Annotated in this window: 15 protein-coding genes and 1 riboswitch; of the genes, 4 read left to right on the top strand and 11 right to left on the bottom strand. The window is 38.0% G+C overall.

Annotation, left to right across the window (positions count from 1 at the left end; genetic code table 11):
• The first annotated feature begins 268 nt into the window (after positions 1 to 268).
• A complete protein-coding gene (mnmL, locus tag C9J31_RS17895; protein ID WP_107951516.1) occupies positions 269 to 1,225 on the top strand; it encodes a tRNA modification radical SAM protein MnmL/YtqA in 957 nt (318 codons plus the stop codon).
• Positions 1,222 to 1,815: a tRNA 5-(aminomethyl)-2-thiouridylate-methyltransferase MnmM gene (gene mnmM, locus C9J31_RS17900; RefSeq protein ID WP_107951515.1), complete on the top strand. Its 594-nt coding sequence runs from the start codon at positions 1,222 to 1,224 to the stop codon at positions 1,813 to 1,815. The genes mnmL and mnmM overlap by 4 nt, the downstream gene beginning before the upstream one ends.
• A gap of 26 nt (positions 1,816 to 1,841) precedes the next feature.
• Here the strand turns inward: mnmM and C9J31_RS17905 are convergent, their stop codons facing one another.
• Complete coding sequence (locus C9J31_RS17905; RefSeq protein ID WP_107923330.1) at positions 1,842 to 3,350, bottom strand: alanine/glycine:cation symporter family protein; 1,509 nt, start codon at positions 3,348 to 3,350, stop codon at positions 1,842 to 1,844.
• 127 nt (positions 3,351 to 3,477) lie between these two features.
• Positions 3,478 to 4,284, bottom strand: a complete 807-nt coding sequence (locus C9J31_RS17910; protein ID WP_107951514.1) for an alpha/beta hydrolase — start codon at positions 4,282 to 4,284, stop codon at positions 3,478 to 3,480.
• Positions 4,285 to 4,418: 134 nt separating this feature from the next.
• Here C9J31_RS17910 and C9J31_RS17915 point away from each other — a divergent pair, with 134 nt between their 5' ends.
• Positions 4,419 to 4,931 (top strand): gamma carbonic anhydrase, encoded by a 513-nt coding sequence (locus tag C9J31_RS17915; protein WP_107923329.1) that lies wholly within the window; start codon positions 4,419 to 4,421, stop codon positions 4,929 to 4,931.
• Between the two features lie 105 nt (positions 4,932 to 5,036).
• On the opposite strand, the gene metK is transcribed toward C9J31_RS17915, so the two are convergent.
• Positions 5,037 to 6,233, bottom strand: a complete 1,197-nt coding sequence (gene metK / locus C9J31_RS17920; RefSeq protein ID WP_107951513.1) for a methionine adenosyltransferase — start codon at positions 6,231 to 6,233, stop codon at positions 5,037 to 5,039.
• 256 nt (positions 6,234 to 6,489) lie between these two features.
• Positions 6,490 to 6,608, bottom strand: a riboswitch (SAM riboswitch).
• 202 nt (positions 6,609 to 6,810) lie between these two features.
• Here metK and pckA point away from each other — a divergent pair.
• Positions 6,811 to 8,397, top strand: a complete 1,587-nt coding sequence (gene pckA, locus C9J31_RS17925; RefSeq protein ID WP_107923327.1) for a phosphoenolpyruvate carboxykinase (ATP) — start codon at positions 6,811 to 6,813, stop codon at positions 8,395 to 8,397.
• A 45-nt stretch (positions 8,398 to 8,442) separates the two neighbouring features.
• On the opposite strand, the gene C9J31_RS17930 is transcribed toward pckA, so the two are convergent.
• From C9J31_RS17930 to C9J31_RS17965, 8 genes are all read right to left on the bottom strand, one after another.
• A complete protein-coding gene (locus C9J31_RS17930) occupies positions 8,443 to 9,273 on the bottom strand; it encodes an alpha/beta hydrolase (protein WP_107951512.1) in 831 nt (276 codons plus the stop codon).
• Positions 9,274 to 9,437: 164 nt separating this feature from the next.
• Entirely contained in the window at positions 9,438 to 10,103 is a 666-nt protein-coding gene (locus C9J31_RS17935) for a vWA domain-containing protein (protein WP_107951511.1), read from the bottom strand.
• Between the two features lie 126 nt (positions 10,104 to 10,229).
• Complete coding sequence (locus tag C9J31_RS17940) at positions 10,230 to 11,006, bottom strand: alpha/beta hydrolase family protein (protein WP_107951510.1); 777 nt, start codon at positions 11,004 to 11,006, stop codon at positions 10,230 to 10,232.
• On the bottom strand, positions 10,990 to 11,457 hold the full coding sequence (locus C9J31_RS17945) for an NUDIX domain-containing protein (RefSeq protein ID WP_054767231.1): 468 nt from the start codon (positions 11,455 to 11,457) through the stop codon (positions 10,990 to 10,992). Before C9J31_RS17945 ends, C9J31_RS17940 begins: the two co-directional genes overlap by 17 nt.
• A gap of 384 nt (positions 11,458 to 11,841) precedes the next feature.
• On the bottom strand, positions 11,842 to 12,765 hold the full coding sequence (locus C9J31_RS17950) for an aminopeptidase (RefSeq protein ID WP_107951509.1): 924 nt from the start codon (positions 12,763 to 12,765) through the stop codon (positions 11,842 to 11,844).
• Positions 12,766 to 12,776: 11 nt separating this feature from the next.
• Positions 12,777 to 13,538 carry an IclR family transcriptional regulator gene (locus tag C9J31_RS17955; RefSeq protein WP_107951508.1) on the bottom strand — a complete coding sequence of 254 codons (762 nt, stop codon included), beginning with the start codon at positions 13,536 to 13,538 and terminating at the stop codon, positions 12,777 to 12,779.
• Positions 13,539 to 13,590: 52 nt separating this feature from the next.
• The gene (locus C9J31_RS17960; RefSeq protein WP_107951507.1) at positions 13,591 to 14,859 is read right to left on the bottom strand and encodes a M20 family metallopeptidase; all 1,269 of its coding nucleotides are present in this window, start codon (positions 14,857 to 14,859) and stop codon (positions 13,591 to 13,593) included.
• Positions 14,852 to 15,805 (bottom strand): DUF1177 domain-containing protein, encoded by a 954-nt coding sequence (locus C9J31_RS17965; protein WP_054767229.1) that lies wholly within the window; start codon positions 15,803 to 15,805, stop codon positions 14,852 to 14,854. The genes C9J31_RS17960 and C9J31_RS17965 overlap by 8 nt, the downstream gene beginning before the upstream one ends.
• Positions 15,806 to 15,927: the final 122 nt, after the last annotated feature.

The following is a 15,927-nucleotide window of genomic DNA, read 5'->3' on the forward strand; positions in this document are numbered from 1 at the left end:
TTCATATATGTGAACTTACTTGGTAATAGGATTTTCACTTCACAAATTACTGACCGATACGGTCCACTTATAAGTAATCTCAGGCATCAGGGAACTTATTATTGTTCTTTCATTTACTTACTTACGGTTACTAAAACATCGGCTAATTGTCCTACTCTATTTTTGTTTTAAAGTGAACGGTTAGCAACTGCTTGTGCAGAATAAAATCATTACTTCATGACGGAAGCGCAAGCACGTGATAATATATAGTGTTAGAGGAGTGAAATACATGTCAGAAACAAACTTTCCTTTTCCTTCTGAAGGGAAAAGATACTATACATGGAATCGCTATTTACGCGATCAATTTGGGCATAAAGTATTTAAAGTAGCGCTTGATGCAGGTTTTGACTGCCCGAATCGTGATGGCACAGTCGCATTTGGTGGCTGTACATTTTGTAGTGCAGCAGGTTCTGGTGATTTTGCAGGAAACAAAGTTGATGCAATCGATGTGCAATTCGCTGAAATTCGTGACAAAATGCATCAAAAATGGAAGGATGGCAAATACATGGCTTACTTCCAAGCTTACACAAATACCCATGCTCCCCTTGCAGTTTTAAAAGAGAAATTTGAAGCTGCATTGGCACAAGAAGGTGTAGTTGGGCTATCAATTGCAACTCGTCCAGACTGCCTACCAGATGATATTGTCGCATATTTAGCAGAGCTAAACGAACGTACGTATTTATGGATTGAACTCGGTCTTCAAACAGTGCATGAAAAAACGGCAAATCTTATTAACCGCGCCCATGATTATGCAACGTATGTAGAAGGCATAGAAAAGCTTCGCAAACATGGTATCCGTGTCTGCTCTCATATCATTAACGGACTTCCCCTGGAAGACTATGACATGATGATGGAAACTGCTCGTGAAGTGGCAAAGCTCGATGTCCAAGGTATTAAAATTCATTTACTTCATCTATTAAAAGGTACACCAATGGTAAAGCAATATGAAAAAGGAATGCTAAAATTTTTAGATCAGGATGTTTATACGAAGCTAGTAGCAGATCAATTAGAAATATTGCCACCAAATATGGTCATACATCGCATAACAGGTGATGGACCAATCGATTTAATGATTGGGCCTATGTGGAGTGTTAATAAATGGGAAGTATTGAACGGCATTGATGCGGAATTAGAACGACGTGGAAGCTGGCAAGGTAAACTTTTTCAGACTGAGGTCGTAAAATGAAGCTACAACGTGTTTTACAATATGCCCAGCAACTATTAACAGAAGCGATTGAAGATGGGGATACAGTCGTGGACGCAACTGCTGGCAATGGGCATGATACTTTATTTTTAGCACAGCTCGTTGGTGATAACGGACAAGTATTTGCCTTTGATGTGCAAAAAAGCGCTGTCGATGCAACACTCCATCGACTTCTAGACAATGCATTAGAACATCGTGCTCTTGTTTTACATACAGGTCACGAGCATGTGGCAAAACATGTACAGAAGCCAGTAGCCGCGGCTATTTTTAATCTTGGTTATTTACCTGGTAGTGATCACAATATCATTACGAAACCCAATACGACCATCTTAGCAATCACAGACTTACTACAACTACTAAAAATTGGCGGACTTATTATCCTAGTCATTTACCATGGTCATCCTGGTGGCAAAGAAGAACGCGATGCAGTTATTGACTACGTCAGTCATTTACCACAAAAAAATGTCCATGTGTTAAAATATGAATTTCTAAACCAACAAAATGATCCACCCTTTATCATTGCATTAGAAAAAATGAAAGAGCTACCTACCGATAAAAAAACGAGACTATGATGAAAGTTTCATAGTCTCGTTTTTTTTTATTTATTTTTACGTTTTTCGTTGTAGTCTATCCAAAAATCTGCACCTTTTATACCTAGTTTACGAGGATCAAAGACAGGGTCTTTCCCTTCTTTTTTCTGTTTCTCATAATCTTTTAATGCGACAATAGCAGGTTTCATAATGATTAAGATGGCAATAACGTTAACCCATACCATTAAACCTAAACCTACATCCCCCATAGCCCATGCAAGATCGGATGTTCGAACGGTACCATAGAAGGCTGCTATTAAAATCGCAATCTTAGCTAACCAAATAAAAATCTTTTCCGTTTGACCTTTGAATAAATAGGCCACATTTGTTTCTGCAATATAGTAATAGGCCATAATTGTTGTAAATGCAAAGAAGAATAAAGCAATCGCTACGAACGGTGCTCCAAAACCTGGTAGTGAGGATTCAACCGCGTATTGTGTATACGCAGCACCTTCTTTTATACTTTTCGCAAATGTCATCTGTTCTTCCCCAGATAAACCATTTTGATTGAATTCACCAATATGAATATACGGATCAGTACCTTCAGCAACCTTTTCATCTTGCACATTATACATACCAGTAAATAAAATCATAAATGCTGTAGCTGAACAAATTAGTAATGTATCAATGTACACTGAAGCTGCTTGCACAATACCTTGTTTAGCAGGATGTGAAACTTCTGCGGCAGCAGCTGGATGCGCTCCAGTTCCCTGACCAGCTTCATTTGAATAAATACCGCGCTTAACGCCCCAAGCAATGGCTGAGCCAATAATACCACCAAAGACTTCCTGAGCACCAAAAGCACTTGAGAAAATTAATGCAAATACAGTAGGCACTTCCGAGATATTCATAGCAATAATAATGATTGCCATAATAATATAAGCTAACGCCATAAATGGTACAATTACTTGTGCAGCATTTGCAATCGATTTAACCCCACCGATAATAATTGCACCTAACAACACAACAATAATAAGTCCAGTAATCCACGTTTCTATGCCAAATGCATTTTCAACAGCACCTGCAATCGCATTTGATTGCACACCTGGCATTAATATTAACATTGCGATTAATGCAGCAATCGCAAAAATAATGGCAAACCATTTTTGACCCATTCCTTTTTCAATATAAAAGGCCGGCCCTCCACGATATTCCGTTTCTTTCTCTTCTTTATAAATCTGTGCCAATGTCGACTCAACATATGCAGTGGCAGCACCGATGAAAGCAATCGCCCACATCCAAAATACTGCTCCAGGTCCCCCCATCCCGATTGCTGTAGCAGTACCAGCAATATTACCTGTACCTACACGACCTGATAATGCAATTGACATTGCCTGGAAAGATGATATCCCTTTATCAGACTTTTCACCTTTAAACATTAAGACAAACATGTCTTTAATGTGTCGAACTTGTAGGAACCGCGTTATAATTGAGAAAAATAGTCCGATTAATAAAATACCATAAATAAACCAAGGTCCCCATAGAATATCATTCAGTTTTCCAACAATAGCTTCCATTATATCCCCCCAATTTTTGAATGTCCTTTCATTTAGACATTATAGTATTACACTTTTCAGAAAATTACAACATTATTTTCATGTAACTACAGTCTAAAGAAACATTACTTCTATGGAGGGCAATCATCTATTCAATTATATAACCAATCCGGCGGAGAGCATTATTAATGAAATCACGTATATACACAAATATCTCTTCACGCTCTACCTCATGAAATAGATTATGATAGCATTTCGCCCATTCTTTAAATTGAAATTCGGTGAATTCCTGTTGATGTAGCCAATTACGCGTCTGTCTCGTTTCCGTAATGCCGTCCTTTTCTCCAGTCATAACAAGCATCGGCATATTGGGAAATTCCGCCTTGGTCATAATGACTAAATTACGCATCATATATTGTAATTCACGATACCATTTTACTGATACGACTGATTTGAACGGAAATTCATCCTTCATTTCATTTCTACCTTCCACATTACGTGTCAATTTTTCAAATGTAATATCATGTGTCATTTTGACATTAGCCGTTAAAGCACTTAGGCTTGTTAAAGCATTTGACATTTTGCCAGGCAATAATTTTAAATGCAGCCAAGGTGATGTTAAAACAATGCCTGCACATTCATATTTTCTTTTGTGCACCGTATGTAATACTAATGTTGCACCTAAGCCATGTCCTATTAAAAATACGGGCAAATCATATGAAAAGGCATTTTCAATTAGATTCCTTGTATATTTATTATATTCTTTAAAGTCTTCATCATGGACACGCGAAAGTTTTGCCTTGGCGCCATGATTTGGTAAATCCCCCATGACTACGTGGAAGCCTTCCATTCTAAGTTTTTCTATAAGCCATGCGTACCAGCGGTGATTTTCATAAGCACCATGAAGTATAGCTATTACAGCTTTCGCATGTCCATCAGCTTCCCATTTCCACATTCACATAGTCCTCCTAAAAAATAGTTACATATTAATTATAACTAAATATCTTGCACATTTTAATTTTATATTTCCAATAAGTTGCGTATTTGATACGATAATACTACATCAAAGAAAGAAAAGAGGCGATTTCTATGATCTATCCTTTTAAAGATAAAACACCAACAATCGATCCATCTGTTTTTATTGCCGACTATGCGACCGTTACTGGCGACGTTACGATAGGTGCTGAAACGACAATATGGTTTAATACTGTAATTCGAGGCGATGTATCTCCTACAATTATTGGTAAACGTGTAAGTATACAAGATCTTTGTTGCTTACACCAAAGTCCAAAATATCCATTGATTATTGAAGATGAAGTAACAGTTGGGCACCAAGTCACTTTACATAGTTGTACGATTCGAAAAAATGCCTTGATAGGAATGGGCTCAATTATTTTAGATGGAGCAGAAATCGGAGAGGGTGCATTCATTGGTGCAGGCAGTCTTGTACCTCCAGGTAAAGTCATTCCTCCTAATAGCTTAGCATTAGGACGTCCGGCAAAAGTTGTCCGTGAATTAAATGCCGAAGATATAAAAGATATGGAACGCATCGTTCGCGAATACGCAGAAAAAGGGCAATATTACAAATCCTTGCAAAAATGATTGCTAATGAAAAAGAAGGGGTCTAAGAAATATTCTTAGTCCCCTTTCTTTTAATTAGAAAGTATATCTTTATGAAAACATAACAATGCTTTTTTGAAAAGCGACTTATAGACTAGCTTTCTCTCTTAATGCATCAGCCTTGTCTGTATTTTCCCAAGGCACGTTTAAATCTGTACGACCAAAGTGACCATAAGCAGCAGTTTGTTTGTAGATTGGGCGACGTAAATCAAGCATTTTAATGATACCTGCTGGACGTAAATCGAATAGTTCGCGCACCCATCTAACGATTTCGTTTTCTTTTACTTTCCCTGTACCAAACGTGTCCACTGCAATAGATACCGGCTGTGCTACACCAATAGCATAGGCCAGCTGTACTTCAACACGATCTGCTAAGCCGGCTGCAACAATGTTTTTCGCTACGTAACGTGCTGCATATGCTGCTGAACGATCGACTTTTGTTGCATCCTTACCAGAAAATGCGCCACCACCATGACGAGCATAACCACCGTATGTATCAACGATGATTTTACGGCCAGTAAGACCTGCATCACCTTTTGGTCCGCCGATTACGAAACGGCCTGTTGGGTTGATGAAATATTTCGTATTTCCATCAAGTAATTCACTCGGAACTACTGGGGCAATTACTAATTCTTTTAAATCTGCTTGAATTTGTTCAAGTGTTGCTTCTTCATCATGCTGTGTTGAAATAACAATTGTATCCACACGAACTGGCACATTATTTTCATCATATTCAATCGTCACTTGTGTTTTACCATCGGGACGTAAATATGCTAATTCACCTGATTTGCGTACTTCTGTTAAACGGCGAGACAATTTATGCGCTAAACTAATTGGTAATGGCATCAGTTCCGGCGTTTCGTTACAAGCATACCCGAACATTAAGCCTTGGTCACCTGCTCCAATCGCTTCGATGTCTGCATCTGTCATAGAGCCTTCACGTGCTTCTAATGCTTGGTCAACACCTAGTGCAATATCTGGTGACTGCTCACCAATCGCCACTAGTACTGCTAAGTTTTCAGCATCAAAACCATATTTTCCACGTGTATAGCCGATTTCAGCGACTGTATCGCGGACAATGCCTTTAATATCTACATAAGTAGAAGTAGTAATCTCTCCTGCTACTAATACTAACCCTGTTGTTACAGTTGTTTCACACGCTACACGTGCATTTGGATCTTCTGCTAAAATTGCATCTAAAATGGCATCCGAAATCTGATCACAAATTTTATCTGGATGTCCTTCTGTTACACTCTCTGATGTAAACAGTCGACGGTTTGTCATTTGGTTTTCCTCCTATTACTCTTACAAATAGTATTTGCGAAATTAATACGGTACTCATTACCCATGTCAAGTTCGCTCCTAAAGGATTGAACTTCAAGCCGTTGCTGCTTTTAACACGAGGATTTAGAAAGATCCGTCATTATAATAAGGAAAGAAGTGCATATACTTACCTTTACATTCATTTTTACAAATAAAAAAATCCTTTTCTCACGTGTACTTTACATGAGGAAAGGAATAATGACTTCGTAACCTTTCACTCTTATCGTTCAAGGGTTGTCCCCTTGCATCAGGTTGGCACCAACGCATGTCGTGAAATAATGCATGCAGGTTGCCGGGTTTCACAGGGCCTGACCCTCCACCAGCTCGGGATAAGAGTATCCGTTCAATTTCTCATCTTACGTAAAAGGTCGAACGTTGTCAATCGTTTTATGTCGTTTTATTGAAAAGTAATAAAATCGCAAAAATAATTTCTGAATTAGTATAGATTATTTAAGCAATTGTGTTATACTATTTTTGAAATTAAGAAATACTCCCTCGAACACAAGGGAATACTATAAAAAAGGATGGTATTTAATCGATGAATTCAGTAGAAATTGCAAACGAACTGAAGGAATTATTAAGCGGCGGGAACATTAACGTTCAACTTTCAGTACCACAATTAGTTGAAAAAGCTACATCTCGTGGTGAAGCAATGTTAACAGTAGATGGCGCAGTGCGTGCAGAAACTGGTAAATACACTGGTCGTTCACCTAAAGATAAATATATGGTAGAAGAAGCAGATACAAAAGATAAAATTGACTGGGGTAAAGTAAATCAACCAATTTCGTCAGAAGTCTTTGACAACTTATATGTAAAAGTTGTGAAGTATTTAAAAGAACGTGACGAATTATTCGTATTCAAAGGATATGCGGGTGCTGACAAAGACTCACAACTAAGCATCCAAGTAATTAATGAGTACGCTTGGCACAACCTTTTCGCTCATCAATTATTTATCCGTCCAACAAAAGAAGAATTAGCTTCGCATGTTGCTGACTTCACAGTCATTTCTGCGCCAAACTTCAAAGCAGATCCTGCAGTTGATGGCACATCTTCTGAAACATTCATCATCGTGTCTCTTGAAAAGAAAATCATCCTTATCGGTGGTACTGAGTATGCTGGTGAAATGAAAAAATCTATTTTTGGTATTATGAACTACTTATTACCAGAACAAAATATCCTGTCAATGCATTGTTCAGCAAACGTTGGTGAAGCAGGCGATGTAGCATTATTCTTCGGATTATCTGGCACTGGTAAAACAACATTATCAGCTGACGCTGACCGCAAATTAATCGGTGACGATGAACATGGTTGGTCTGATAATGGCGTATTCAACATCGAAGGCGGTTGCTATGCAAAAACAATCAACCTTTCTGCTGAAAACGAACCAGAAATCTACAGTGCTATTCGCTTTGGCTCTGTGTTAGAAAACGTAGCAGTTGATCCAGAGACTCGCGTATGTGACTATGATGACGGTTCTTTAACAGAAAATACTCGTGTTGCTTATCCGATCCAATACATCGAAAATATTGTTGATCCTTCTGTTGCAGGTCATCCAAAAACAATCGTCTTCTTAACAGCTGATGCATTTGGCGTATTACCTCCAATCAGTAAATTAACAAAAGAACAAGCAATGTATCACTTCTTAAGTGGTTTCACTTCAAAGCTTGCTGGTACAGAACGTGGTGTAACAGAACCAGAACCAGTATTCTCTACATGCTTCGGTTCTCCATTCCTTCCACTTCCAGCAACTGTGTATGCTGAAATGTTAGGTCAAAAAATCGATGAGCACGGTGCACAAGTATTCCTTGTAAACACTGGTTGGACTGGTGGCGAATATGGCACTGGTAGTCGTATGAAACTTTCGTACACTCGTACAATGGTACGCGCTGCAATCGATGGGAAGTTAAACAACGTAGAAACAATTCAAGATGCTGTATTTGGTTTACACATCCCAACAACTGTTGAAGGTGTTCCAACAGAAGTGCTTAACCCACGCGAAGCATGGGCTGATAAAGCGGCTTATGATAAAAAAGCAGCTGAACTTGCTGGCCTATTCAACGACAACTTCAAGAAATTTTCGAACGTATCTGAAGCCATCACTAAACTTGGTGGTCCATTAAAATAAGTTAGACGCCAAGAGGAGACGAATACATTCGTCTCCTCTTTTTCCTTATAACGATCTCACAAAATCATAAATAGCCTGATTCATATCTGGCTGTTGATCGCCTACCATGGAATAATGATTGCTCGATGTTACAAACGTTTGAATATTTTTTGTATAGTTCACTGTATCTTGAAATAGCGGTTCTGCAAACAATGCAGGTAATGGGCCAATTGCACCGGTCGCCATCACTAAAAGCACAGGACTCGCAACTTTTTCTGCTATTGCCTTCGGATCATAATCTGCAAAACCTTGCAAATCTTCATTTATATTTTGGACATGCATTCTACTCTTCCAAATACCATCTATCTCGACAACCTCGTACAACACCGCTTGCTCAATCTCTTCAGACCATGTGATACCTAACATTGTATATAATTGCTGCATTTCTTGTAAGTACTGGTCCTTAGACAAATACGTTTTGTGCAGTCTACCAAGTGAGGGCTGTAGTATTGCACTAAGTGCAGGGTCAATTTTACATGCCCCGTCTAAGTAAATTACTCCTTTCACATGTGGATGCTCACTAGCAATAATCGATGTGATAAATGCACCCATTGAATGTCCGATAAGTATCGGCTCGTTGATTGCTAGTTTTTCTAGTAATATGGATACATCTTTAGCATGTTGTAATACAGAACTCGTTTCTGATGGGTCACTTTCCCCTCGCCCTGCCAAATCCACAGATACCGTTTTAAAGTCTGCTTTTAACAACTGAACTAAATGATAAAAATTATGCTGATGTCCAGTTAAGCCGTGTAAAAATACAATGGTATCGTCTCCTTGCCCATCAAGTGTAACGGCCAAATCTCTTCCACCAACATCCACAAGTAATTGCTCCATTCCTTCACCCCTTCTAATAATAGAAAATTCTAACAAATTAATGATAGCATGACAGAATGCTAAATAAAAAGTGTAAGCTAAAAATCGTTTTTGATATAACACTTAGCATAGTAAAAGGCAGCCTTAAAAGACAATATTATCCCCTTGGCTGCCATATCCCTTGTTTATATGATTCTTTGTTCTTTTGCCTCTTTCAGCCATATCGGAAACTCATCAAGTAATTGCTCATATAAGTGTTCATCAGTTATCGTTTCCATACTATCTAGATGAAAAAAATTGGCGTTATCAATGAAGCGCCCCTCCATCGAATCTAGTTTACGTAAAACATCAAAGTTCGAATCCCCTATACCTACAAACTGCCAAAATAGCGGTTTAGTAGATGATTCTACAATGAAGCGTTTTATCCCATTCTTACATCCACCATCATTAATAAAAACAATAAATGCAGGATCTTGACTTGGCTCTTCATTCACATATTTTTTTATAACATCTTCCATAACAAGTGGCTCATCATTTCGCCCAAATTTATGTACACTTTCATTATTTAAAATTTCACGTTCAACATATCCTATAAAATCTTTTTCTGTTACTGCTGGTAATCTTGAAAATTCATTATCATATACCCAGACATCCAATGCCCCGTCATCATCAAACTGACTCGCAACTGCAAGTACTCGTTCTACAGCTTCTTGAACGACTCCCTGACGATAAAGCTTACGCATCGAGCCTGAAATGTCTAGCACTATTCCGACACGTGCCATAACTCCCTTTAAATTCTTTTTCTCTAATACAATCTTAGCAGTTTGCTTCTTTAAATTAATAGAACTCATTGTCAACACCTCCGATAGTAAATATCTTACAAATGTAGTATACATTATTAATATAAATATGGATATAAACGATTTTTACATAAAAAAAAACAGTTACTCTATCTTTTAGAATAACTGTCGTACTCGTTATTGTGCCTTCATCCAATTACAAAGCGTTCGTACTACTAATCGATTCACCTCGGAAGGGAAAAAATGTGTTAGCTTTTCATAGTACCATGTCTCATAAATTTTTTGAGCATCCTTTAAATAAAATTCTAGTTGTCTTGCATGTTCAATATCAACATTTTCATCGCGTAGTCCATGAATAATGAGCACTGGTGCAGTAATATGTTCAACTTCAAATAATGGTGTCCTTGCATCGTACGCTTCAGGTACACGATTAGGAGTGCCTCCGATAACACGCTTCATCATTCGTCGCATATCTGTACGCTCCCAATATGTTGCCGTTGCATCGGAAACACCAGCCCATGTGACCACAGAAGTAATATCCTTTCGTAAAATGGCCGTCCAAAGTGCCATAATCCCTCCACGTGAAAAGCCAAAAACATGAATATTATCATTACAAAATTGTTTTAAAACATCCACACCATATATGGCATCGAAGCGGTCCCGACCAGCAAATTCATCTCTACCTTCACCACCTCTATTACCACGATAATAGGGCGCAAAGACAATGAATCCTTGTGCAGCAAACTGGGCCACTCGTGCTGGTCTGACCATGCCAATATTTTGCATGCCACCTCGTAAATATAAAAAGCCATCATATGTACCACTTGCTCTTGGTTCAGCTAATAAGCCCTTCACTCGTAATCCCTGTGACATATACGTAATTTCCGTTAAACGAATAGTAGGGTTTGGTGAAGGATACGCACGCTTTTCTACTATTTCACCATTTGTCGTCATTACGCTTCACTTCCTCTAGCATTTTCTGCATGCCCTCGTCCTTCATATGAAAGCTTAAATTTGGATGATTCGCAAACTCTTCATCGGTTAACCACATCATACCTGATGTTTCTAAATCAAAGTCAATTTCCTCTTGACCTGCAAATTGTGCAGTGAAGACTGTTTTACAAAATAATATGTCATCATGAACTGCATATTCTGCAAACCATTTAAGATTTTTCACGTGTACACCTGTTTCCTCAAATACTTCTCGTACGGCTGCTTCTTCTAATGTTTCGCCACGTTCTAACTTTCCACCGGGAACTTCCACCCCACGACGTTTATGAATCGTACATAACCACTTATTTTCATGCTTTAAAAAGACCAGCACATGTTTAGGTTCCACCTTAAACTCGCCTCTTGTAAAACTTAAATCTACTTTGTAGCCATTCAAATCTATAAATGAAAACACTGTTGTCAACTCCTAAACTTTTAATGTCGCACAAGCATCACTCTCTTCAATGCATTTAAAATTCCTACACTGTGTCGAAATTATTCATAAAAAGTAGTGACTTCTTCAATCGTGATGGTATAAAATCGATGTTCTGTTTCTGCTTCAAAAAAGAAGGGGAATCTCCCTCCCATTTGAGATACTATGGAAACATGTTTTTTGCTCTATGAGAAATGTGCTATCCATTTCGTAGCCTATGCAATTTATATTGATTAGAGATACATTTATTTTACTATAGTGTAATGATGTAACAACAATCAACCGATAAGATTTTGCCACGTCCCTCGGCCCATTCAATTGAAAAAAGCGTGCTTCAAAATACTTGAAGTCACGCTCAATTATTATCTAGATTACTTGTTTACCATCAAAATATACTGTCGGGTTTTTTACCACACAATCGATATGGACATCTGCTGCATTCGTGCCACCAAAAGGCACATTACTGCCAAATGCAATATGAATGGTGCCATATACTTTTTCATCTTCCAGCACATTCCCACACAAAATAGCACTTTTATTTACGCCAATACCAAATTCAGCTATGATACGACCTTTCCCCTGTCCTAACAAAGCCAGTAATCTTTCGCCATCTAGGCCAATTGCCTCTTCCAGACGACCATTACGAATTTTTAATAATAAAGGCTCCGTTAATACACCAATATTTGCAATAGAACCATCAATTAAAATATCACCATTCGCGGATGTTTCAACAGGTGCAATATATGATTCTCCAGAAGGGATATTGCCATAGTCCCCTGCATGGCGCACAATACCCGTCGAACGGATACCACTTCGGTTTGCTACACTAAAAGTTAACTCATGGTCATCTTTTATAATGACTACATCTTTTGCAACATTCAGTAGATTCACATATATTTCCACAAGTTCTTCAATTTCATGAGCATCTGCATGTAGGGCACCTTGTTCTAGCATCGTGATTGTAACTCCAGGCATCGTCGCTACTCGACCACCGTTTTCACACGCCTTTTTACGTGCCACTGTATGTGTTAATGAGTGTGAAGTAATACACAATGTAACATCTACATTTGCCATCAACGATGATATAGCTGTAATTGGCTCTTGTCCTGATTTTTGCAAAAGCGGCATAACTACCAACATCGTATTTTCTGTAATTGTTAGTCCTGCTTCATAAAAAATTTGTGCTATTTCTTGTTGATGAATATCCGTTAAAATAACAAGTGTTTCCGAAGATTGAACATTCAAATTTCCTGCTAAAATATTTCGTGCAATATCTTGTAAATGTTGCATCGTTGTACTCCTTAATTAAAATTCAGATGATATTTACGTATGATACCTTCAATTTCATGTTTTGCTGCCGTTAATGGTTGCAAAACTTCTGGCATGCGTTGTTCCGTAAAACGATAAGTTGGGCCAGATACAGTAATTGATCCTACAACCTGTTCTTCGCTATTAAAAACTGGCATGGCAAGCGCTAGTACATCTGCTGTATATTCGCTATTACTGGTTGCATAGCCGCACTCTCGGATTGCTGCAAGCTCAGCACGAATTTTTGTCGCATCTGTTAATGTATTAGTTGTATAGGCCACTAAAGGAACATCAATAACTTGAGAAATTTGTTCTTCACTCAAGTATGCGAGCATCGAGCGATAGGAAGCACCTACATAAAGTGGTGTTCTACTACCCTTTGACACGGAAAACTTCACCTTATTTAAAGGCTCTGCTTTCAGTAAAGTGAGCGCTTCTAGCCCATGTAAAACTGTGAAAATAGCTGTTTCGCCCGTAGTATCTTTTAATTTTTCCAGAGTTGGCAAACAAAGTTGGTCAATATTTAATGAATCATACATATTCATGCCAATTTCCCATAAAGCAATTCCTAAAGAGTATTTTTTTGTAATAGGATCTTTTGTAATAAATCCATTATTTTCAAATGTTTCAAGAATTCGATATAGATTCGTATGATTAATATTCATTTCCATAGCCAATTCGCGTCCGCCCCATGTTGGCTTTTCTTTTGTAAACATCTTTAAAACAGCAATAGATAAATTTAAAGTTTTTAGCATTTCTCTCATCCTTCTGAACTATTTATCAAAAGCAAGAGAGTAAAAGAGTCTCTTACTTTTGATATAGAAAGTCAATTGCAGCTGTTATATATACTTTTGCACAACGTACGATGTCCTCCACAAGTACTTTTTCGTTATAACCATGGATACTTGGTAAGTAAGCTGGGCCGTATTGCAGCACAGGAATATCATGTTGTCTAAAATGGCGTGCATCGCTACTTGCCCATTGCATAACACCGTATGCTTCTTTGCCCGTAACAAATGAAATATTATCAACAATCGATTTGCAAACGGGGTCTTCTGCTGTTGTATAATTTGCCACACTTTTAAATCCAAAGCGATTAATCGTATAATCAATATGCAAAGCATCCAATTTATTTTCCAAAATTTCAGTCACTTTTTCTTGGGTAATACCAAATGGTAAACGGCAATCTATGTGTACTTTACAATAATCTGGAATTACATTGGACTTCGTACCTCCCTCAATTGTACCAATATTTACAGTAATTTTCTCTAATACTTCTTGATATTTCAAGCGATCTTTTTCAACTTCACGCATGTATTTTTGTGATACTTCTATGAGAGGCTGTACATCCACAGGAATATCAATTTCAATATCCCATAAAGTACGAATTTCATTTATAGCACGAATAGCATCGACAATGGCATTTCTACCTGCTAAAGGTGACAAACTACCATGACCAGGTTCTCCTCGTACTTCTAATTCAAACCAGTAAGAACCTTTCTGCCCAATAGTCGGGTTTAAAGGCGATGAAGGCTCTGCAATCAAACAACCATCACCACTTACGTATCCACGCTCTAATAACCAAGGCACACCAAATTCGCCCCCTGTTTCTTCATCTGGTACAATAGCTAGTGTTAATTTCCCTGGTAGTTCGATATTTAGTTTTTTTAACATCTTTGTTGCGAAAATAATACCCGCTAAGCCTGCTTTCATATCACTTGCCCCACGGCCCAGCATCCAGCCATCCTTCACTTCACCAGAAAATGGATTGAATTCCCATTTCGAAAGATCGCCTACTGGTACAACATCCGTATGCCCACAATAAACTAATTCTTTTCCTTTACCATTACCAATAGAAGCAACTAAGTTAAACATTTTTTCAGTAGACTCATATTTGTCGTATGGAATATTTACTTCATTTAAATAATCCTCTATAAATGCCGTAATTTCAGTAGTATCCCCGGGTGGGTTTACACTCGGAATTTGAATTAATTTTGCACAAAAATCAATTAATTCATCCTTGTTATTTTCAACTTCTTCGATTAACTGTAGTTTTAGATTTTTTAATTCATCCATGTATATTCATCTCATTTCCTTTTGTTTGTAAATGATTCATACTACCATACAGTTGTTCAATTCGTGCGAACTGCTCTTCATCATAAAATGAACATCTATTTGCCCCATAAATTTTTGCTACCTCTAAGGAGAAGCGAACAACATTTTCTACATCAGTTACATGTGTAGCACCAGTAGCACAACCAGCAACAGTTGATTCTGTTGTAATTGCGACACCAACAACTGGACTAGTAGTGGCAACAGCTGGTTGTAAAATACTATTTATATGGAATAGTCCATTTCCATAAGGCGTAATATCCTGTGTTGTGATAGGTAGTATAACTGGTGAAATACCTGCTGTTTGTGTGTAAACATGTAATAAATCGTCACTAATTTTTAGAATATAACCTTCTTTTACCGTAGGTGTGATAGCAAATCCTTTGTGGTTACAAACTGAATTACCTTTGGTTGTGTCAATCGATAAAATTGCATCCATCTCTGGGTCTACTTCATGTTCATTCATCACACTCATATCAACAGGTGAGTTCATGAATGGCACTGGCTCATGTGGTAAAATTGGAGCGGCTGGACAAATATGGGTAGCGAAAATAATGTCCCCTTCTAATTGATCACCCTTTAATGCCATATCTAATGTTTTTGCTGCACCTGCCATACATGCTAGTGCACCATCACCGTCGGAAACAAAACCCGTCATTTCTGGTCGGGCTCCAATCCCACCTAACCGTCCAATAACACCTAAAGTTGGTGCGCTGCCACCAGAAGATTTACCATTCTTACCTTTAACTACAACCTTTATAAAATCAGTCGAAGCATTGTCAACTGTAATTGTTTTTACCATTACATCCGCTGATGGATTGACATTGTGTAAGTATTCTTTGACGACTTTTCCATTAACATGCTTACTATCCATTACCTCGTATAATTCAATAACATGTTTTAATGACATAATAATTACGCTCCTTTTTCTCATCAATTGTGCTTCGTGTACGGGGTGTCCGCCTCTAAGGTTATATTTAGGCTAGTACGAAGCAGGTCAGTTAGCTGTAGTTGCTTGAACTGCCCACAACA

Origin of the sequence: Lysinibacillus parviboronicapiens (genome assembly GCF_003049605.2) — a bacterium.
GTDB classification, from domain to species: Bacteria; Bacillota; Bacilli; order Bacillales_A; family Planococcaceae; genus Lysinibacillus; species Lysinibacillus parviboronicapiens.

What these genes read in the sequence shown, in the direction of transcription:
- mnmL (WP_107951516.1), top strand. Translation starts at nt 269, where the DNA reads ATGTCAGAAACAAACTTTCCTTTTCCTTCTGAAGGGAAAAGATACTAT.
- mnmM (WP_107951515.1), top strand. Translation starts at nt 1,222, where the DNA reads ATGAAGCTACAACGTGTTTTACAATATGCCCAGCAACTATTAACAGAA.
- C9J31_RS17905 (WP_107923330.1), bottom strand. Translation starts at nt 3,350, where the DNA reads ATGGAAGCTATTGTTGGAAAACTGAATGATATTCTATGGGGACCTTGG.
- C9J31_RS17910 (WP_107951514.1), bottom strand. Translation starts at nt 4,284, where the DNA reads ATGTGGAAATGGGAAGCTGATGGACATGCGAAAGCTGTAATAGCTATA.
- C9J31_RS17915 (WP_107923329.1), top strand. Translation starts at nt 4,419, where the DNA reads ATGATCTATCCTTTTAAAGATAAAACACCAACAATCGATCCATCTGTT.
- metK (WP_107951513.1), bottom strand. Translation starts at nt 6,233, where the DNA reads ATGACAAACCGTCGACTGTTTACATCAGAGAGTGTAACAGAAGGACAT.
- pckA (WP_107923327.1), top strand. Translation starts at nt 6,811, where the DNA reads ATGAATTCAGTAGAAATTGCAAACGAACTGAAGGAATTATTAAGCGGC.
- C9J31_RS17930 (WP_107951512.1), bottom strand. Translation starts at nt 9,273, where the DNA reads ATGGAGCAATTACTTGTGGATGTTGGTGGAAGAGATTTGGCCGTTACA.
- C9J31_RS17935 (WP_107951511.1), bottom strand. Translation starts at nt 10,103, where the DNA reads ATGAGTTCTATTAATTTAAAGAAGCAAACTGCTAAGATTGTATTAGAG.
- C9J31_RS17940 (WP_107951510.1), bottom strand. Translation starts at nt 11,006, where the DNA reads ATGACGACAAATGGTGAAATAGTAGAAAAGCGTGCGTATCCTTCACCA.
- C9J31_RS17950 (WP_107951509.1), bottom strand. Translation starts at nt 12,765, where the DNA reads ATGCAACATTTACAAGATATTGCACGAAATATTTTAGCAGGAAATTTG.
- C9J31_RS17955 (WP_107951508.1), bottom strand. Translation starts at nt 13,538, where the DNA reads ATGCTAAAAACTTTAAATTTATCTATTGCTGTTTTAAAGATGTTTACA.
- C9J31_RS17960 (WP_107951507.1), bottom strand. Translation starts at nt 14,859, where the DNA reads ATGGATGAATTAAAAAATCTAAAACTACAGTTAATCGAAGAAGTTGAA.
- C9J31_RS17965 (WP_054767229.1), bottom strand. Translation starts at nt 15,805, where the DNA reads ATGTCATTAAAACATGTTATTGAATTATACGAGGTAATGGATAGTAAG.